Below are 18,902 nucleotides of genomic sequence, written 5' to 3'. Positions count from 1 at the left end.
ACAACTTATAGTCATAAGGACTACAAGGAGTCATTATGACTGCACAGCCGTTGCTCACCACCCTGCTGCCGCTGGTCGCCGACCTGTCACGGGAACTGCCCGAGGGCGAGCGTTATCGACGCCTGCTGCAAGCCATGCGCGCCCTGCTGCCGTGCGATGCCGCCGCGTTGCTGCGACTGGATGGCGAGTGGCTGGTGCCGCTGGCCGTGGATGGCTTGAGCGCCGATACCCTGGGCCGACGCTTCAAGGTCAGCGAACACCCGCGTTTCGAGGTGCTGCTGAGCAGCCCCGGCCCTACCCGCTTCGACAGCGACAGCCAATTGCCCGACCCTTACGACGGCCTGGTGGACGGCCTGCACGGGCATCTGCAAGTACACGATTGCATGGGCTGCCCGTTGTTTATCGACGACCAGCCCTGGGGCCTGCTGACCCTGGACGCCCTCGACACCGAGCGCTTTGAACGGGTCGAACTGGACGCCCTGCAAGCTTTTGCCAGCCTTGCCGCCGCCACCGTCAACGTCGCCGAGCGCATTGAACGCCTGGCGTTGCGCGCCGAGGACGAGCACCAGCGTGCCGAGATCTATCGTCAAGCCAGCGGCCAGCAACACAAGGAAATGATCGGCCAGAGCAAGGCGCACAAGCATCTGGTGGAGGAAATCAAACTGGTGGGCGGCAGTGACCTGACCGTGCTGATCACCGGTGAAACCGGAGTCGGCAAGGAGCTGGTCGCCCAGGCGATCCACGCCGCCTCGGCGCGTGCCGACAAACCCCTGATCAGCCTCAACTGCGCCGCACTGCCCGAAACCCTGGTGGAAAGCGAGCTGTTCGGCCATGTGCGCGGCGCCTTCACCGGCGCGCTGAATGAACGCCGGGGCAAATTCGAATTGGCCAATGGCGGCACGCTGTTCCTGGATGAAGTGGGCGAACTGTCGCTGACGGTGCAGGCCAAGCTGCTGCGGGTGCTGCAAAGCGGCCAGTTGCAGCGCCTGGGTTCGGACAAGGAGCATCAGGTGAATGTGCGCCTGATTGCCGCCACCAATCGTGACCTGGCCTTTGAGGTACGCAATGGCCGCTACCGCGCCGACTTCTACCACCGCTTGAGCGTCTACCCTCTGAAAGTGCCTGCGCTGCGTGAACGCGGGCGTGATGTGCTGTTGCTGGCCGGCTTCTTCCTGGAGCAGAACCGCTCACGCATGGGCCTGGGCAGTCTGCGCCTGACCAGCGATGCCCAGGCGGCGCTGCTGGCCTACGACTGGCCGGGCAATGTGCGCGAGCTGGAACACTTGATCGGACGCAGCGCGCTCAAAGCCCTGGGCCACTGCCGCGAGCGGCCGAAAATTCTCAGCCTGAGCGCCGTGGACCTGGACCTGGACCTGCCGGATGTCAGCGCAACGGCCATCGAAACACCGCCCGCTACTGCCCCCGACGCCACTGGTGACCTGCGCCAGGCCACCGAGCACTTCCAGCGCCGGACCATCAGCGCCTGCCTGGAGCGCCATCAACACAACTGGGCCGGCGCCGCCCGCGAACTGGGGCTGGACCGCGCCAACCTCGGCCGCATGGCCAGGCGGCTTGGACTGAAATAGACAGGCCACCTGGTATCAAATGTGGGAGGGGGCTTGCCCCCGATAGCAGTATGTCAGTCAATGCATGTGTCAACTGCAAGGCCGCTATCGGGGGCAAGCCCCCTCCCACATCAGATTTGTTTCGCATGAAAAGTCGGTGCTACCGGCCGGGGTTTGCGAAACACCAGCACATTGCCCAGCATCACCAGCACCAACCCCGCCAGCGCCGGTGCGGTCCATTGATAGCCCTCGGCAAATGCCGATACGTTCAGCGCCACCACCGGGAACAACACCGTGCAATAGGCCGCCCGCTCCGGCCCCATGCGCCCGACCAGCGTCAGGTAGGCGGTAAAGCCAATCACCGAACCCGGGATCACCAGGTACCACAGCGCGCCGATATACCGCGCGCTCCAGTCCATCTCGAACGGAATACCGCGCACTGCGCAATAGGCCGCCAGCATCACCGCACCGTAGGCCATGCCCCAGGCATTGGTGGTCAACGGCTTGAGCCCGGCTTTCTGCTGCAGGCTCGACAGCATATTGCCCGCCGAAAAACACATCGTGCCCAGCAAGGCCAAGCCCAGGCCCAGCAAGGTCTGCGGGCTGGCGGTGTGCCCGACCACCTCCGGCCAGAACAAACAGCCCAGTCCCAGCAACCCAAGCGCGCCGCCCATCAACACATTGCGTGCGACCCGCTGAGCGAAAAACACCCGGGCATTCAGGGCGTTCCACAAGGTCGCCGTGGAAAACACCACCGCCACCAGCCCGCTGGGAATCCACTGGCTGGCGGTGAGAAAACACATGAAGTTGAGGCAAAACAGGCACAGGCCCTGCGCCAGGCAAATCAGGTGCCCGCGCCGGTTCATCACCTGCAGTCGGCGGCTGAGCAGCAACAGCACGAACAGCACCAGCGCCGCCAGGCCGAAGCGGTACACGATCGATACGGGAATCGCCACCACGCCCAACTGCCATTTGAGCGCGATCCAGGTGGTGCCCCAGATCAGCACCGTGAGTAAATACAGGAAAAGGTTCATAGCGGGCTCCGGCGAGTGAGTCCCAGTGTCGCTTTTACCGCGTGCAGTTCTCTTGCACATTCTTGCGCTTTTGTCGGCCGCGGGGCTCACAGCGCCATGACGGCGGAGTAGGATGCAAAACGTCGGAGAACACAGCATGCCAGCACTGGAATCCCTGCAAGTCTTTCAAGCCCTCAACCGCTCGCCCAATGCACGCCTGCAAGCCTGTGCCGAGCTCGGTGACGGTCTGTCCGCGGCATTGTGGAGCAACCACCACGATTCCCAGGATTACCAGGCGCCCAGCCATCACACGTTGTCGTGCTACATCGGCGGCGGCACCGGCACCTTTCGCCGTGACCAGCCGGGCATCAAGGGCGGCCCGGACAAACTGTGCATCCTGCCGGCCGAGCATCAATCGGCGTGGGTGATCAATGGCCAGATTCGCCTGGCCCATGTGTATTTCAGCCCCGAACAATTTGCCCTCGGCTGCGTCACCCTGCTCGACCGCGAACCCCGTGAACTGCAATTGCGCGAAGGCACCTTCCTCGAAGACGCCCATCTGTCCGGATGCTTTCACCAGTTGATTGCCCTCAACTGGCACGAGCCCGGCGAGCGCCTGCTGACCAGCAGCCTGGCCCACGAAATGCTCAGTCACACTCTGCTCAGCCAGGTCGGCGCCCGCGACGGGCTGCGGGTAAAAGGTGGGCTGGCCGCGCACCAGCGGCGGCGGTTGGTGGAGTACATCGACCAGCACCTGCAGAACGCCATCAGCCTCGGCCAACTGGCCGGCCTGTGCGCACTGTCGGAGTACCATTTCGCGCGCATGTTCCGCCAAAGCTTCGGCCTGCCGCCCCACCAGTACCTGCTGGCGCGCCGGCTGGCCCGCGCGCAGAGCCTGCTGCGCGGCAGCACCCTGGCCGTGGGGGAGATCGCGTTGAGGTGCGGTTTCTCCAGCGCCAGTCATTTCAACCAGCGCTTTCGCCAAGCCATGGGCGCGGCGCCTGGGGACTATCGCCAGGCATTGCGCGCTTAGCCCATCAGGCCCAGCGTCTTGGCCTTGGCCACCGCCTGGGTGCGCCGCTCCACCCCGAGTTTGCTGTGGATACGCCGCGCATGGGTCTTGACCGTGTGCAGGGAGATATACAGGCGGTCGGCAATTTGCAGATTGGAGTTGCCCAGGGCGATCAACTGCAACACTTCCAGTTCGCGCTGGCTCAGCGGGTTGTGCGTGACGCCGACGGGCGACGCTTGCGGTTCGAGCCCCAACTCACTCAGTAAGCCCGGTGCGCGTAGACGCAACTCGCGCACCGCCTGCTGCACCTGGCAACGCGCCGCCAATGCCAGGCCGGCTTGCAGGGCCAGGCGCGCCCGGGCCGGCTCTGCCAGGCGCCAGGCCACCTCCCCCAGCACCAACTGCAATTCGGTTTCCAGGCACAGCATGCCGCGTTGCCGAGTGCTGTCGAGCAAGGCGCCGAGGCGCTCTAGCGGCTGTTCGGCGCAGCCCAGCCTGACCTCGGCCAGCACCAGCAGGTACTCAAGACGCGGGATCAATTCCAGCGTGGCCGGCGGCGCCTGCTTGGCGCAGGGCCCATGAAAGTGACGCAGCACGCGGCGCACCGCTTCGACCGTCAATTCCGCGCGCCCCTGCTGCAACCAGAAATGCCCGCTGACCAACAACAGTACCGCGCGGTACACCAGCACGGGAACGTGGCGCTGCTGCATCAGCCGCTCGGCATCGCGCAGCTGGATGAACGCCTGGGCGTAATCACCGCGATTGGCCGCCAGCAGCGCCAGCCCGAGAAACCCGTAGAGCACGCGCTTGTCCTGGCTGTGCAGGCAGATGTTCATGCCGACCTCGAAACACTCGCCCGCCAGGGCGTCCTGCCCTTGACGCAACGCCAGATGCCCGCGTCGCAGGGCGATACGCCCCATCAATGGCCCCGCCTGCAAGCGCTGCTCGGCCAGCATCGCCTGCACGCTTTCCAACAGGCTTTGCGCCCGGTACGGCGCGCCGCGCTGTTCCAGCAATTGGGCGTGATCCAGCTCCAGCAAGGCCTCCAACACCAGCGAACCGTGGGCGCGGGCCAGGCACAGCGCTTCACGATTGAAGGTCTGGGCGACATCCAGTTCACCGCGCAGCAGGGCTTGCTGGGTCAGGCCCGACAGGCACATCAGGCGCGATGTCCAGGCATCTTCGGGCAAGGCTTGCAGCGCCTCGAGGAAATGCGCGCGGGCCCCCTCGGCATCGCCGCTCAGGTGCAGCAGCCAGCCGGCTTGCGCCTGCCAGCGCGCCACCAGATGACGCTGCGCCACCGCCGTGGGTCGCGGTGCGAATCGAGCCAACTGGTCGATGCACACCGCCGCCTGCTCGAAGCGCCCGGCAAACAGCAGTGCAGCCGTGACCAGCCCGACCAATTGCGCCGAGCCGAGCATCAATTCATCGCCCTGCTGCTCATGCAGGCGCAACAGCAGCACGGCATTTTGCCCGCGAAACAAGTCTTCGAAACTGAAGTGCTGCAACAGGCTCACCGCCGCCTCGTATTCCTGCGCCAGCAGTGCCTGCTCGAAGGCGGCCTGCCAGTCCTGCTCGGCACTGAACCACTGGCAGGCGCGCCGGTGCCAGGCGCGCTTGGCCGGCCAGGGTTCTTCGCGCAGCAGGCGCGCCAGGGGTGCAAATATCTGCAGCCAATCGGTGCTGCCTTCCCAGGGCTGGATAAACGCACCGAGCGCTTGAAGCTCGCGCAGGTACTGAGCACCGTCACCAGAGCCGAACAGGTGTTCACACAGCCCCGTGTTGAAGCGCGGCAGGTTGGCCAGCACCCGCCAGGCTTCGGCCAACTCCGCCGGCAAGCTGTTGAACACTTCGTGTTGCAGATAATCGAGCAAGGTTTTATCGGCATGGCCGTCATTGAGTAACGCGATGCGCACCCCGGCACACCAGCCCGCGCTGAACTGCATGACGCTCTCGACACTCTGCCCTGGCCCAACCAACGCCTGGATTTCCGTAGCGTTGAAGGCCAGTTCGCTGCTGCCGCACGCCAACAATTCGTCATCGAGCAACAGCCGCGGCCAATTGCACGATGGCCGGCGCCGCGCACCCAGCCACCAGGTCAGCGCCGGGCTGCTGACGGTGAGCAACCGATCCAGCAAGGCGTCCAGCTCGGCAGCGGGCATGCGGCAGAAATCGTCCAGGCACACCCACGCCGGGTGTTGCCAGCGCCCAAGATCCAGCAATAACGTGGCTTCATCGGTATAAGACAGGCCCAGGCTGTGCGCCAAGCGCCGGGAAAAATCACCAGGGCACGCCACGCCACCATTGAGCGCCAACCAGTACACCTGGCACCCGGGCGGCGCCTGCAGTGCACATTCGGCGAGCAACGCGCTCTTGCCACTGCCGCCCGGCGCGCACAACAACTTCACACGTGCCGGCGCCGCGAGCAACGCTGCGGCCAGACGCGGGCGCAGCACATGGTGGGCGGACAGCCGAGGCATGAATCCAGGACGGTCCAGGCAGCGTGTCAGGGCGGTCATTGCTGCATCCTGCTTTTTTATTGTGATGCAACCCTAGTCCTGTGGTGGGCGGTTGTTGAAGAAGTATTCAGCGGGGTGATTAAGGACCATGCACAGAACCCGATGTGTACACAGCCCGATGTGGGAGAGGGCTTGCCCCCTCCCACAGGTTGATTGCAGTGTCAGTTGAAGATCAGCGCACGCCTTCGGACCTGAGCGCCGCCGGGGTGTAATCCGCCGCCTTGGCCGCGAAGCCGAACACGAAGCTGCTCTTCTCCTCGTTCTTCATGCCCAGCGCGAGGTAGCGCCCGGCGATCAGGTCGTACAGGGTTTCCACGGTGTAGGCCGGCACCTGGTGGTCGTAATAGAACTGTGCATGGCCTTCGGCGACACGCCACAGTTGGCCGCGACCGTCGTAGTGGTCCACCAGGGCGACCTGCCAGCTGTCTTCGTCGATGTACATGTGGCGCTTGGCGTAGATGTGCCGCTCGCTCGGCTTGACGGTGCCGACCACTTCCCAGACGCGATGCAGCTCATAGCGGGTCAGGTCCTGGTTGATATGCCCGGCCTTGATGATGTCGTCGTACTTGAGGGTGGGCGAATCGAGCTTGTAGCTGTTGTACGGGATGTACAGCTCCTTCTTGCCCACCAGTTTCCAGTCATAGCGGTCGGGCGCGCCAGAGAACATGTCGAAGTTATCCGTGGTGCGCAGGCCGTCGGAGGCGGTGCCCGGCCCGTCATACGACACCTGCGGTGCCCGCCGCACACGGCGCTGGCCGGCGTTGTAGATCCAGGCCAGGCGCGGCTCCTTCACCTGGTCGAGGGTTTCGTGCACCAGCAGCACGTTGCCGGCCAGCCGCGCCGGCGCCGTGACCGACTGCTTGAAATAACTCAGCACGTTGGCCGCCTTGGCCGGGTCGATATCGGGGATAGCCTGTGGCACCGCGACTTCTTCTTCGAAGCGGATCGGCGTGTAACTGCCGTTGGTCTGGGGCGTGGCCTGGGTGATGATGCGGCGCAGGTTGCCGCCGTGATAGCGAGTGATGTGATTCCACAGTACTTCCACGCCGTTCTTGGGGATCGGGAACGCGTAGTAACGGTTACCCGTGAAGTTCTCCAGACCGTTGCCGTCGTTGATCGCCTTGACGTTGAGTGCGCTGCGCTTGATCGACGCGTAGATATCCGCCGGCAGGTTGACCGTACGGTGGCTCGGGTACACCGGGATCTTGTAGGTCTCGGGGTAGCGCTTGAACATCGCCACCTGGCCGTCGGAGAGCTTGTCCTTGTACTTGTCGACGGTGGCGGCGGTGATCACGAACAGCGGTTTTTCACCGGCGAACGGGTCGGCGAGAAAGCCCTTGCTGTCCACCGCGCCGGCGTTTTTCGGGATGCCGCCGGTCCAGGCCGGGATCGAGCCATCGGCGTTGCCGGCTTTTTCGGCGCCGACCGGGGTCAGGGTGGTGCCAAGCTTGTCGGCTTCTTGCGGCGATACCGCTGCCATCACGTGGGCGGCCAACAGGCTCAGGGCCAGCACTGCAATTGTCTTACGCATAGGTTCTTGTCCTTCTTTAAGCCAAATCAGAAGTTCACGCCGAAGCTGAGGGCGAGGAAGTCGCGGTCGGTCAGGGTGTTGTAGTCGCCGCCAAAGAAGTCGGTGTAACTGAGACTGGCGGTGTAGGTGCTGCGGTAGTCCGCGTCCACGCCGACGCTGATAGCCTTGGCGCCTTTGTTGAAAATCCCGTTGGGGCCGTAGCCGGCGACGTCATGGGACCAGGACAGGTTGGGCTTGAGGTTCACCCCGGCAATTGCGTTGTTGTAGTCAAGGATTGCCCGTGCGCGGTAGCCCCAGGAGGTGGAGGTGACGAAACCGTCGGTGTCACCCTGGAACCCATAGGCGCCGTACACCGAGTCGCGGCCATAACGCAGTCTGGTTTTGTCTTCCAGGCCGGCGACGTGCACCACGGCCGCTTCGCCCACCAGTGTCAGGCGCTCGGCGCCCAGCACCTGGTCGAAGAACTGGGTCATGGTGCTTTGAATCTGGGTGATTTCCTTGCGGCGGTAGCCTTTGTTGTCGGCGCCGAATGAGCTGCGGATAGGCGACGCGGTATTGCCGGCAATCGGGTTGACCAGCGCCAGGGTCAGGTCGGTGGTGTTGAGTTGCACGGGCGCATTGGGCCGATAGCTGATCTCGCCGGTCCACGCCGTGCCGGTGGGCAAGGTGGTGGAGAAGCTGGCGCCGAACAAGCGGATATCTTCCGGGTAGTCCAGGTAGTACTGGCCGCGACCGAGCATGGTGCTCTGGGCCAGCGCCCCACCAAAGCCCGCCGGGGCGGCGGCGCCAATGGCGCCGATGGTCGCCAGGTTGGTATTGGCGGTAATCGTGCCCACGGTCGGGGTGCGGCTGTGGTAGTTCATGAAGTACAGGCCGTATTCGGTGTCATCGCCCAGCCAGCGCAAGGCGGCGCCAAACTGGCCGGAGTCGCGCGCATCACGGTCCGCGGCGCGCTGCACCACCACGCCTTCGCGGGTCACCACAAAACCCTGGCCGCGTGCCGCCGCGATGGGTTGCAGCGGCGCAATCCCCGGGCTGCCCACCGTGTAGTTACCGGTGCAGCCGTCCGCCGCCACGTCCCCGCCGAAGAAGGTGCCGCAGTTGTCCAGCACGGTCTGGTCCCACTCCAACTGGTAGAAACCTTCCACGGTCAACTGATTGGTCAGGCTCTGGGAAGCGAACAGCATGTTTACCGGGATCAGGCCTTCCTTGATCTCGGCGCCTGGACGACGGAACGCCGACACGTCGATCGGGTTGATGCTGTTGATGGAGTTGCCGATGAAAGTACTTTCGCCCCAACTGACCACCTGCTTGCCGGCGCGTACGGTGCCGGGCAGGTCGCCCAGGGAATAGTTGTGGTAAACGAACGCATCGAGGATCTGCGCACCGCTGGATTTGGCGCCTTCCTTGCGGTTGTGATCGCTGATCGGCTTGAACTCGCGGTCCTCGTCCTTGAGCTCGAAGTCGTACCAGTACTTGCCACGCACGAACACACCGGTGTCGCCGTATTTCAGTTCAAGGTCGTGCAGGCCCTTGAAGATTTTGGAGAAGGTTTCGCCCTTCTTGAAGTTCAGACGTCCGTCATCGCCGGTGGACGCCTGACCTGTGCCGCCGTTGACGGCGCCGACCAGGCTTGTGTCGGCATCCCGCGTGCCCCAGCTTGCACCGACCGACAGCGAGGAATCGAATTGCCCTTCGATCTCGCCAATGTTGAACGAAACAGCCTGTGCCTGGGCACAGCAGCCCACGGCAACCGCAGCGGCCAGCGCCTGTGGCGTGAAGATGGCGCGCATTGTTGTTTTTGTCATGCGTCTTCCCCGGTGAGTGACAGAAGGCCCCACCCTACTGCCGCCCATGAAGAGCGATAAGCGCACCAAGGAGGTATTCGTGTTGTCGCTCGAAAGGATGACGAGCCGCGCCGGCCAAGGTTTCGGCGCGGTCATGGATTGGATGGATGGTGGCGTATCAGAGGAATCGATGACGACCAGGTCATTATTGTCGTTTTGGTAACAGTCCTTGTCCTGAACTGCTATTACTCATTCTGTTACAACCGACTATTCTTACCTCGCTCTCAGGGCAAACAGCCCGCTCCCGAGTGGGGGAGAAAAGCTCGAATTCAACCGATTGTGACTACTTTCAATCTGTTACCCGTGTTCACTGACGTTGATTTATCGCTCCTTGATCCAACGTCTTACTTCGGCCGCTGCCTATGCAGCGGCCTTTTTTATGCCTCAAATAAAAACGGGGCGTCGTCGACGCCCCGTGGGATTCACCATTTTTATGGCAACGATCAGAGGCTGAACTTCTGCAAGTTGGCCATCATCTCTTTCAGCGCCTCGATATTGTCCCCGGGGTGCGCCGCGCCTTCGAAGTCGCAGATTTGCTGCCAGTGTGCCGCCACGTCATCCGGCGAAAAGCCCGCTTCGGGATCGAAGCCCATGCCCAGGCTGCGCTCCCAGCGGGTCTTGCCGATCCAGCCGCCGCCCACCTCGAACAGGCCGGAGGTTTCCTGACAGGCTTCGCTGCCCAGGTACACCACCAACGGGCTGACCAGTTCCGGCTTGAGGCGCTCGAACACCTGCGGCGGGATCAGCCCTTCAGTCATGCGCGTGCCGCCGGTGGGCGCAATCGCGTTGACCAGGATGTTGTGCTTGCGCCCTTCCAGCGCCAGGGTTCGGGTCAAGCCATACAGGCCGAGCTTGGCCATGCCGTAGTTGGACTGGCCGAAGTTGCCGTAGATGCCCGAGGTGGACGCGGTGAAGATCACCCGGCCATAACCCTGCTCGCGCAGATGCGGCCAGGCGGCGCGGGTGACTTTGTAGGCGCCTTCGACATGCACCCGGTAAACCAGGTCCCAATCGCTGTCGTCCATTTTGTGGAAAGTCTTGTCACGCAGAATGCCGGCGTTGTTCACCACCACATCGATACGGCCGAACGCATCCAACGCGTTCTGCACGATTTTGTCGCCGTCGGTGACGGAATCATGGTTGGCTTCGGCAGTGCCGCCGGCTTCGCGGATTTCGGCCACCACCCGGTCGGCCGCCGAGGCATTGGCGCCTTCGCCCTGGGTCGAACCACCGAGGTCATTGACCAGTACTTTGGCCCCGTGTCGGGCGAACAGCAGCGCATGGGCCCGGCCCAATCCACCGCCGGCACCGGTGACGATCACGACCTTATCCTGCAACTGCACTGACTGATTCATACCCAACTCCTCTGGCGACAATGGCAATGGCCAGAGTGTCGGGCACAGCACCTTGGGTCACAATAAATACGGGCAACGCTGAATGGTGCTCGATAAGGCAGCGGGATGATGCGTTACGCAGACACCAGACTCAGGAATAAGCCGCACGCGTCGACTGCTGGCCAATACGCTCACGAAACGCCTGGTAATGCCTGAGCACCTGGACCGGCACCTCGATCTGCGGGTAATGGCCGATGCCGGCCAGCGATACGGTATCGGCATGCGGCACCAGCTGGTGGTAGCGCTCCACCATATGCGCGCCGGAAATGGGATCGACCTCACCGTCGATGACGCGCAACGGCACGTCGTCGCGTTGCATCGCTGCCACCCAGCGGTCGCGCAGGCGACGGCGCTGAGGGATATAGCTGATCAACTTGTGCAGGATGCGCGTGCCATCATTGCGTTCAATCAGGCTCCAGAAATCATCCAGGGCGCTTTCGCTGGGCCGCGTCCGTGGGCCAAAGATCTGGTTGAAACTGTTGGCCAGGCCGCTTCTTCCAGAGGCTCGGCCGATCATCCAGCCCAAAGGGCTGAGCAATAACTTCTGCACCAACGTTGCACGATGGGTTTCGGGGAACAGCCCACCGTTGAGAAACACACAGCTGGCCATCTGAAACCGGCCTTCATAATGTCGGGCCAGCAGTTCCTGGGCCACGCTGTCGCCATAGTCGTGGGCCAATACATGCACCGGCTTGACGACCTGCAGGTGTTCAAGCAGCGCCTGTTGCAGGTCCGCTTGCTCCAGCAGGCAGTACCCATGATCCAGCGGTTTGGCCGAGTCGCCAAAACCGAGCATGTCGCAGGCAATCACCAGATTGCGCTGGGCCAGCGGCTGCCACAGATAATGCCAATCCCAACTCGCCGTGGGAAAGCCGTGAATCAACAGCAGCGGCTCGCCCTGCCCGGCCACCCAATAACGAATGGTGTGACCGCGGAAGACGAAGTCCTGGCCGCGTTTGCGCCAGACGCTGAGTGGTATTTCGGCAAGTGGCATCAGCTTTTATACCCGGGGTCCTGGTGATCCAATCTGCGCAGCAGCGCCGGCCAGGCCAGCACACCGCCCATACCTTGGGCACTTTTTGTGACAGCCGCCACCATCGCCTTGGCGCCGGCCAGAATCTGCGGCTCGATGGCAATCAACTCGGCCGCGCCGTTCTGCGCCAGCACCTGGATGTCACAGGCACGCTGGAACGTGAACATCATCAGAAAGGTATCGGCGATGGTGGCGCCGCACGTCAGCAAGCCATGGTTGTGCAGCATCAGAAAATTGTTTTCACCCAGGTCCGCCTGCAGGCGTGCCTTTTCATCGTGATTGAGGGCCACGCCTTCATAGGCGTGATAGGCAAGGCTGGACAGCACAAACAGCGATTGCTGGCTGATCGGCAGCACGCCCTGCCGTTGCGCAGACACCGCGACGCCGGCGGCGGTGTGGGTGTGCAGCACACAGCTCACGTCGTGGCGTATTTCGTGGATGGCGCTGTGGATGGTGTAGCCCGCGGGGTTGATCTCGTAGGGACTGGCCATACGTTTGTTGCCGGCCTGGTCCACCTTGACCAGGCTCGAGGCGGTGATCTCGTGGAACATCAGCCCATAGGGGTTGATCAGGAAATCATCGGTGCCCGGCACCTTGGCCGAAATATGCGTGAAAATCAGATCGTCCCAGCCATGCATCGCCACCAGGCGATAGCAGGCCGCCAGGTCGATACGCGTCTGCCATTCGGCCGCACTGACCTGGTCTTTGACATTCTGTGGCGATGAAACCGGGGCTAGACTCACGATATTGACCTCCTTGGCGCACTTATTATTGTTTTTTAAGTGATGGGCCAGTCTAGTCAGACGCCCTGGCTTGCGGAGTTGCCTTCGCAGCCAGCTTGATGACTGAACGAGTCAGTCTAGAGAATAGTACAAATCGGTGTCATAGAAGCGCCGTCAATAAAAGCACGCTGGACAGTGTGCCCACAGTTGCCGCGCCCACTCGCTACGGTTGCAGGGCCGTCACAAACTCGGCCAACCACGGCTCGGCGTCGCTCTCCGGGGTCACGCTTTCGCTGGCGTCCAGGCGCAGCATCGGCAGCACTTCGCGAACGCCCAACTCACCGAACAATTCGCGCAGTTGCTCGCCGCCGCCGCAGAAGGTGTCGCCGTAGCTGGCGTCGCCCAGGCCAATGACCGCACCGGGCAGGCCGCGCCAGGCGGCCGGCAGTTGGTCGCGAATACTCGAATACAGCGGCTGCAGGTTGTCGGGTAACTCGCCCATGCCGGTGGTCGATGTGACCGCCAGGAACGCCTCGGGGGCGAAGGCCTGCACGTCCGCCAGCGTGGCGCGCGGATCGTGCCAGGCGTCAAAACCCGCAGCGTTGAGGATGTCCCGGGCGTGGCGGGCGACTTCTTCTGCCGTGCCGTAGACCGAGCCGGAAAGGATGGCGACTTTCATCAATCTGATCCTGTCATTGAACGAAAGCGTAGAATATTAGCAGTTGCACCGTGGTTTCAGGGCGAGCCGTGCAACATTCAGGATTTGCCATAAACTTGCACCATCAGAACAAGCCATGGAACGCTCAATGATTAACGCCAAGTTGCTGCAGATGGTTGTCAATGCGTCCAACGACGGCATCGTCGTTGCCGAACGCGAGGGCGAAGAGAAGCCGCTGATCTACGTCAACCCCGCGTTCGAACGGCTGACCGGCTATACCCTGGACGAGATTCTCTATCAGGATTGCCGCTTCCTGCAGTCGGGCGATCGTGACCAGCCGGCCCTGATGGCGATCCGCGAGGCGCTTGACAGTGGCGGCGCCTGCCGAGAGATCGTGCGCAACTACCGCAAAGACGGCACGCACTTCTGGAACGAGCTCTCGGTGTCGACGGTGTACAACGCGGCCGACCAGCAGACGTATTTCGTCGGCGTGCAAAAAGACGTCACCCTCCAGGTCAAAGCACAGCAACGCGTGGCTCAGTTGGAAACCCAGGTAGCCGAGCTTAAAGCCGAGCTGGCGGCGCTCAAGTCGAACAGCCAAGTTAACAAGCTGTAACAAATGCGTTCTTTAGAGCGATAATGGCCTTTTAATGCCCAACCTTTGAGCTATATCAATGCGCCGCGATGCTCTATTGACTCAGGACGAGCTGGATTTTATCCAGAACATGCAGCACAACCCGCAGCTCAACCTGCGGGACGCATGGTCGAGCCTGACGGTTAATGGCGGTGCACAGATTCGCGATCTGCTGACCCGGTTGGCCTCTCATGATCAAGTCACCATCCAGGCGCAGTTCGACAATCAGCAGCTCACCTTCCCTCTGCATCTGGTCGAGGATGAGTTTCATGCGGTGCATCTTCGGCTGGGCGTGCCGAGTATTTTTGAAGACGGACCGATGATTCGCCCATGGCGCCTGGCCCTTGAAGCGCCGGTGGCCCTGGAGAACATCAAGGGCTCCGCCAGCGCGCTGTGGGTGCATGAAGTGTCATTCAAAGGTGTGCTCGTAGAAGGGCGTGGCCCAGCCAGGCCGCCGAAATCCTTCTCGTTGTGGTTCAGCCCGTCCGGTTACGAACGCATTGCGCTGCGCGGCACGCTGGAGCGGGAAACCGCCCGGGGATTGTTCGCCTACCGCCTGAATCAGAGTGACGCGGATGAAATCGAGCGCCTGCGCCAGTTCATCCTGCACCAGCATCGTCTGGTGCATCCGCATGTACATGCCTGAGATCAGGTATCCAGGCCGCCACTGAGAAACTGCTGCAGACGCTGGCGCATCTGGCGTCCTTCGCTGCCCAGGCAACCGATGGGAGTACCGGCCAGATCGGCCTGCAACAGCTGCGATGCAGCGCCTGCGAGAAACAGCGGGCAATTGAGGGTCAATGCCAGGCGGTTCAAACGCGCTTTCAGGTCCTGCTTGTGTGAATGGTTGGAGAAAATCACCAACGCCTGGGGGCGGATCTTTTCACAGACCAGGGTCAACTCATCGACCGGCTGGCCCAGGCCCAGTACCTTCACGGTCAAACCCTCCCCGCTCATCAGCAGCGCCGCCACCAACAGCTCCAGTTTTCGGCACTCACCAGGCATAGCGCTGAGTAACACGCGGGGCGCCGGCGACGCGCTCGCTATCTGCAGGCGCAGGAACGTCTGCACCCGAAGGAAAGCGTCGAAAAACAGCCACTCACTGGCCTGACCGAAACGGCCCTGATGGCGCAGCAAGTCGTTCCACAGCGGCATCAGGATGTCCTGGAACGCGACGTTCAGGGGATAGGCCGAGAAAATCTGGCCATAAACGCTTTCCAACTGGCGATCGTCGAAAGCACTGATGGCCTGCAGCAGCCGAGCCCGCCACTGCGGCCATTCGCTGTCTTCAACCGCGTCGCGCTCGGCACGAATCGCGTCGGCCTGTTGAGCGGCACGGGCCAGAAGCCTGCCTACCTTGCTCACCGAGACGCCACGTTCAGTCCACTCGAGAATACGACTGACCGTCTCGATATCGGCCCTGGAGTACAGGCGGTGCCCACTTTCGGTGCGTACGGGCAGGATCAGCCCGTAACGCCGCTCCCACGCCCGCAGAGTGACGGGATTGACGCCTGTCAATCTCGCCACTTCCCGAATGGGGAAGCGTTGCTCCGAATCAATCGATTCCAGCTGCAAAGTGCTATCAGTCGGTGCAGTAATCACGGGGTTTCTGACAAAAAGACAACGGAAATGGGATCCCATTTAACGCACTTAAACCTGTCTTTTTCAAGGCCCTCGGACTTCGGACCAACGTCACTGGTGTATTTTCGCAAAACAGGAATAATCCTTGCCTGTTTTTTCAGCGCAGTGGCAATACCCGCCACTGCGCTCGTGCGCCGCCTACCCGGTCAAGCGCATCCGTTTATCTGGAGATACACAATGTCTACCTCCCCCGTCACCTTGATGGTTGCGCGCCGTGTGGCCAAAGGTCGCTACGAAGAACTGATGGCCTGGCTGCGCGAAGGCGAGCAATTGGCCACGGACTTTCCCGGTTACCTGGGCTCGGGCGTGCTCGCACCGCCCCCCCATGATGATGAATTCCAGATCATCTTCCGCTTCGCCGATGAAAAGACCCTGCATGCCTGGGAGTTTTCCGCGTCGCGCAGTGCCTGGCTGAGCCGTGGCAGCGAGCTGTTCGCCGACCCGTCCGAACATCGCGTGAGCGGCATCGATGGCTGGTTCGGTGCCGTGGGCGCACGTCCGCCGCGCTGGAAACAGGCGGTGGCGATCTGGCTGGCGTTTTTTCCGGTGTCACTGTTGTTCAACTTCGGCCTGGCCCCCTTGCTCGGCGAGCTGGACCTGTTCAGCCGGGTGCTGGTCAGCACCTTGGCGCTCACACCGCTGATGGTTTACTTCTTTATCCCGTTATCGACTCATCTGCTGGCGAACTGGCTGCATCCGGCGCCGTCGCGCAAGACCGGCGAAGCCGCCGCCTGAGTACAGGGGAGACGGGTCGCTGGTATAGTTTGCATCTGCCAGCGACTCGAGCCTCCCATGACTGCAACCAAAGCCCCGATCCTGATCACCGGTGCCGGCCAGCGTGTCGGCCTGTATTGCGCCGAGCGCCTGCTGGACGAAGGGCAACCGGTGATCTTCAGCTACCGCAGCGAACGTCCAGGTGTGCAGCAACTGCGCGAACGCGGCGCGGTCGGTGTATTTGCCGATTTCTCCAGCGAGACGGGAATTCTGGCGTTTATCGCTGAGCTGAAGACGCAGACCAACGCGCTGCGCGCGATCATCCACAATGCCTCGGCCTGGGTCGAGGAAACCCCGGGCGACGAAAGCCGTGCCTTTATCGACATGTTCAGCGTGCACATGCTTGCGCCGTACCTGATCAACCTGCATTGTTCACCCCTGCTGCAGCGCTCGACGCCGGCCGACATCGTACATATCAGCGACGATGTGGTGCGCAAGGGCAGCCGTCAGCACATCGCCTATTGCGCCACCAAGGCCGGGCTCGACAGCCTCACGCTGTCGTTTGCCGCGCAGTTCGCGCCGTTGATCAAGGTCAACGGCATCGCGCCGGCCATGGTGATGTTCAATGAAGGCGACGACGCGGCCTATCGCGCCAGGGTTCTGGCCAAGTCGGCACTGGGTATCGAGCCCGGGCCGCAGGTGATCTACCAGAGCGTGCGTTACCTGCTGGACAACCCCTATGTCACCGGGACCACCCTGACCGTCAACGGCGGGCGGCACATCAAGTAAGCCGTTTGTGAGGATGTTGTATGACTTTGTCCCTGCCCCACCATTACCGCGAGATCCTCAAGGGCCTGGGTGAAGATCCTGGGCGCGAAGGCCTGCTCGATACGCCCAAGCGCGCCGCCAAGGCGATGCAGTATCTGTGTCATGGCTACGAGCAGAACCTGCAGGAAATCGTCAACGGCGCATTGTTCGCCTCTGACAATGACGAGATGGTGATCCTAAAGGACATCGAGTTGTACTCGCTGTGCGAGCATCACCTGCTGCCCTTTATCGGCAAGGCCCATGTGGCCTATATTCCGACCGGCAAGGTGCTGGGCCTGTCGAAACTGGCGCGCATCGTCGACATGTTCGCGCGGCGCCTGCAAATCCAGGAAAACCTCACCCGGCAGATCGCCGACGCCATCCAGGACGTGACCCAGGCCGCCGGCGTGGCGGTGGTGATCGAAGCCAGGCATATGTGCATGATGATGCGCGGCGTGGAAAAACAGAATTCAACCATGAACACCTCGGTGATGCTCGGCGCGTTTCGCGAATCGAACACCACGCGCATGGAGTTCCTGCAACTGATTGGACGGAGCAAGTAGCAATGCCACAACTTCAACCAGGCATGGCGCGCATCCGCGTCAAGGACCTGCGCCTGCGCACCTTTATCGGCATCAACGAGGACGAAATCCTCAACAAGCAGGATGTGCTGATCAACCTCACGGTCCTGTATGCGGCCCAGGAAGCCGTGCGCGATAATGACATCGACCATGCCTTGAATTACCGCACCATCACCAAGGCGATCATCGCACACGTCGAAGGCAATCGTTTTGCCCTGCTCGAGCGCCTGACCCAGGAGTTGCTGGACCTGGTGATGAGCAACGAATCGGTGCTGTATGCCGAAGTCGAAGTGGACAAGCCCCACGCGCTGCGCTTTGCCGAGTCGGTGTCGATTACGTTAGCGGCAAGTCGTTAGCTGTAAGTCTTTAGCTTCAAGCTGCAAGCTGCAAGCTTCAAGCTAGAAGCCAGACGCGTTCCAACTTGCAGCTTGAAGCTTACCCGCTTGAAACTATCTCAGAGAGATTCCATGACCGACCAACAACGTCTCGAACTCGAAGCCGCCGCCTTCCGTCGGCTGGTAGCACACCTGGACAGCCGCAAGGATGTACAGAACATCGACCTGATGAACCTGGCCGGCTTCTGCCGCAACTGCCTGTCCAAGTGGTACAAGGCCGAGGCCGATGAGCGCCGGATCGAGTTGAGCCTCGATGACGCACGTGAAGTGGTGTACGGCATGCCGTACGCACAGTGGAAAGCCCAATACCAGCAAGAAGCCAGTGCCGACCAGCAAGCGGCGTTTGCCAAAGGAAAACCCCATGACTGACCTGAACACCCTGCGCGCCCGCCTCAACAGCGGCGAGCACGCTTTTGCCGATACCCTGGCCTTTGTTGCCGAAGGTTACGACTATCAGCCGCAAGCCTTCACCAACGGCGATGTGGAAAATGCCGCCGGCCAGAACGAAGGGTCGTGCAAGACCCTGGGGTTGGCGTTGCTGGAAGGGTTGAGCGATCAGGAAGGGTTGCTGGCGTTTGGCGAGCATTACCGTGCGGTGGTGGCGACGCCTGAAGGCAGTGACCACGGGAACATCCGCGCGTTGATCGCCCATGGTCTGGCCGGTGTGAAATTCACCGCCGAGCCACTGACCCGCAAATCCTGAGTCAGACGCGGATAAAAATGTGGGAGGGGGCTTGCCCCCGATAGCGGTATGTCAGCTAATAAATACTTGGCTGGAAGACTGCTATCGGGGGCAAGCCCCCTCCCACATGTGTTTTGCCGCGTTGCTTAGTTCG

The 18,902-nt window shown here is 62.0% G+C and carries 19 protein-coding genes; 10 read left to right on the top strand and 9 right to left on the bottom strand.

All coding sequences use genetic code 11. The annotated features are described in order from the left end of the window. Nucleotides 1-35: 35 nt before the first annotated feature. Nucleotides 36-1,586, top strand: coding sequence for a nitric oxide reductase transcriptional regulator NorR (gene norR / locus CIB54_RS09710; protein ID WP_101219673.1), 1,551 nt, complete (start codon nucleotides 36-38; stop codon nucleotides 1,584-1,586). 110 nt (nucleotides 1,587-1,696) lie between these two features. Here norR and CIB54_RS09705 read toward each other — a convergent pair whose 3' ends face one another. Beyond that, nucleotides 1,697-2,599 (bottom strand): DMT family transporter, encoded by a 903-nt coding sequence (locus CIB54_RS09705; protein WP_065951211.1) that lies wholly within the window; start codon nucleotides 2,597-2,599, stop codon nucleotides 1,697-1,699. Between the two features lie 136 nt (nucleotides 2,600-2,735). Here CIB54_RS09705 and CIB54_RS09700 point away from each other — a divergent pair, with 136 nt between their 5' ends. Continuing rightward, nucleotides 2,736-3,611: a helix-turn-helix domain-containing protein gene (locus CIB54_RS09700; protein WP_101219672.1), complete on the top strand. Its 876-nt coding sequence runs from the start codon at nucleotides 2,736-2,738 to the stop codon at nucleotides 3,609-3,611. On the opposite strand, the gene CIB54_RS09695 is transcribed toward CIB54_RS09700, so the two are convergent. The 7 genes from CIB54_RS09695 to CIB54_RS09665 all read right to left on the bottom strand — a co-directional run bounded on the left by CIB54_RS09695 (nucleotide 3,608) and on the right by CIB54_RS09665 (nucleotide 13,315). Next, nucleotides 3,608-6,109: a LuxR C-terminal-related transcriptional regulator gene (locus CIB54_RS09695; protein WP_101219671.1), complete on the bottom strand. Its 2,502-nt coding sequence runs from the start codon at nucleotides 6,107-6,109 to the stop codon at nucleotides 3,608-3,610. The two genes, CIB54_RS09700 and CIB54_RS09695, sit on opposite strands and share 4 nt — an antisense overlap. 172 nt (nucleotides 6,110-6,281) lie before the next feature. Further along, complete coding sequence (locus CIB54_RS09690; RefSeq protein ID WP_101219670.1) at nucleotides 6,282-7,640, bottom strand: DUF1329 domain-containing protein; 1,359 nt, start codon at nucleotides 7,638-7,640, stop codon at nucleotides 6,282-6,284. Nucleotides 7,641-7,666: 26 nt separating this feature from the next. Next, nucleotides 7,667-9,448: a DUF1302 domain-containing protein gene (locus tag CIB54_RS09685; protein ID WP_065951207.1), complete on the bottom strand. Its 1,782-nt coding sequence runs from the start codon at nucleotides 9,446-9,448 to the stop codon at nucleotides 7,667-7,669. Nucleotides 9,449-9,930: 482 nt separating this feature from the next. Then, nucleotides 9,931-10,842 carry an SDR family oxidoreductase gene (locus CIB54_RS09680; protein WP_101219669.1) on the bottom strand — a complete coding sequence of 304 codons (912 nt, stop codon included), beginning with the start codon at nucleotides 10,840-10,842 and terminating at the stop codon, nucleotides 9,931-9,933. Between the two features lie 130 nt (nucleotides 10,843-10,972). Continuing rightward, on the bottom strand, nucleotides 10,973-11,875 hold the full coding sequence (locus CIB54_RS09675) for an alpha/beta fold hydrolase (protein WP_065951205.1): 903 nt from the start codon (nucleotides 11,873-11,875) through the stop codon (nucleotides 10,973-10,975). Next, nucleotides 11,875-12,657, bottom strand: coding sequence for a class II aldolase/adducin family protein (locus tag CIB54_RS09670; RefSeq protein WP_101219668.1), 783 nt, complete (start codon nucleotides 12,655-12,657; stop codon nucleotides 11,875-11,877). The genes CIB54_RS09675 and CIB54_RS09670 overlap by 1 nt, the downstream gene beginning before the upstream one ends. A gap of 202 nt (nucleotides 12,658-12,859) precedes the next feature. Continuing rightward, entirely contained in the window at nucleotides 12,860-13,315 is a 456-nt protein-coding gene (locus CIB54_RS09665) for a flavodoxin (RefSeq protein WP_101219667.1), read from the bottom strand. Nucleotides 13,316-13,442: 127 nt separating this feature from the next. On the opposite strand from CIB54_RS09665, the gene CIB54_RS09660 reads away from it, so the two are divergent. Both CIB54_RS09660 and CIB54_RS09655 read left to right on the top strand, forming a co-directional pair. Beyond that, nucleotides 13,443-13,910 (top strand): PAS domain S-box protein, encoded by a 468-nt coding sequence (locus CIB54_RS09660; protein ID WP_065951202.1) that lies wholly within the window; start codon nucleotides 13,443-13,445, stop codon nucleotides 13,908-13,910. Nucleotides 13,911-13,968: 58 nt separating this feature from the next. Beyond that, nucleotides 13,969-14,574 (top strand): hypothetical protein, encoded by a 606-nt coding sequence (locus tag CIB54_RS09655; protein ID WP_101219666.1) that lies wholly within the window; start codon nucleotides 13,969-13,971, stop codon nucleotides 14,572-14,574. Between the two features lie 2 nt (nucleotides 14,575-14,576). On the opposite strand, the gene CIB54_RS09650 is transcribed toward CIB54_RS09655, so the two are convergent. Beyond that, a complete protein-coding gene (locus CIB54_RS09650) occupies nucleotides 14,577-15,569 on the bottom strand; it encodes a MerR family transcriptional regulator (protein WP_101219665.1) in 993 nt (330 codons plus the stop codon). Nucleotides 15,570-15,746: 177 nt separating this feature from the next. Between CIB54_RS09650 and CIB54_RS09645 the strand changes: the two genes are divergently transcribed. The 6 genes from CIB54_RS09645 (at nucleotide 15,747) to CIB54_RS09620 (ending at nucleotide 18,769) form a co-directional block, all read left to right on the top strand. Then, nucleotides 15,747-16,304, top strand: coding sequence for a putative antibiotic biosynthesis monooxygenase (locus CIB54_RS09645; RefSeq protein WP_101219664.1), 558 nt, complete (start codon nucleotides 15,747-15,749; stop codon nucleotides 16,302-16,304). 57 nt (nucleotides 16,305-16,361) lie between these two features. Further along, nucleotides 16,362-17,072, top strand: coding sequence for a dihydromonapterin reductase (gene folM / locus CIB54_RS09640; protein WP_101219663.1), 711 nt, complete (start codon nucleotides 16,362-16,364; stop codon nucleotides 17,070-17,072). Between the two features lie 20 nt (nucleotides 17,073-17,092). Then, nucleotides 17,093-17,653: a GTP cyclohydrolase I FolE gene (gene folE, locus CIB54_RS09635; RefSeq protein WP_065951197.1), complete on the top strand. Its 561-nt coding sequence runs from the start codon at nucleotides 17,093-17,095 to the stop codon at nucleotides 17,651-17,653. A 2-nt stretch (nucleotides 17,654-17,655) separates the two neighbouring features. After that, nucleotides 17,656-18,027 (top strand): dihydroneopterin triphosphate 2'-epimerase, encoded by a 372-nt coding sequence (gene folX, locus CIB54_RS09630; protein WP_065951196.1) that lies wholly within the window; start codon nucleotides 17,656-17,658, stop codon nucleotides 18,025-18,027. Nucleotides 18,028-18,138: 111 nt separating this feature from the next. Further along, the gene (locus CIB54_RS09625) at nucleotides 18,139-18,435 is read left to right on the top strand and encodes a DUF1244 domain-containing protein (protein WP_065951195.1); all 297 of its coding nucleotides are present in this window, start codon (nucleotides 18,139-18,141) and stop codon (nucleotides 18,433-18,435) included. Beyond that, nucleotides 18,428-18,769 (top strand): HopJ type III effector protein, encoded by a 342-nt coding sequence (locus tag CIB54_RS09620; protein WP_101219662.1) that lies wholly within the window; start codon nucleotides 18,428-18,430, stop codon nucleotides 18,767-18,769. The genes CIB54_RS09625 and CIB54_RS09620 overlap by 8 nt, the downstream gene beginning before the upstream one ends. Nucleotides 18,770-18,902 lie beyond the last annotated feature (133 nt).

This window comes from Pseudomonas fluorescens (assembly GCF_002837185.1).
GTDB lineage: Bacteria > Pseudomonadota > Gammaproteobacteria > Pseudomonadales > Pseudomonadaceae > Aquipseudomonas > Aquipseudomonas fluorescens_AM.
The sequence above is the reverse complement of the archived record's forward strand: the minus strand, read 5'-3'. Positions and strand labels throughout refer to the sequence as shown.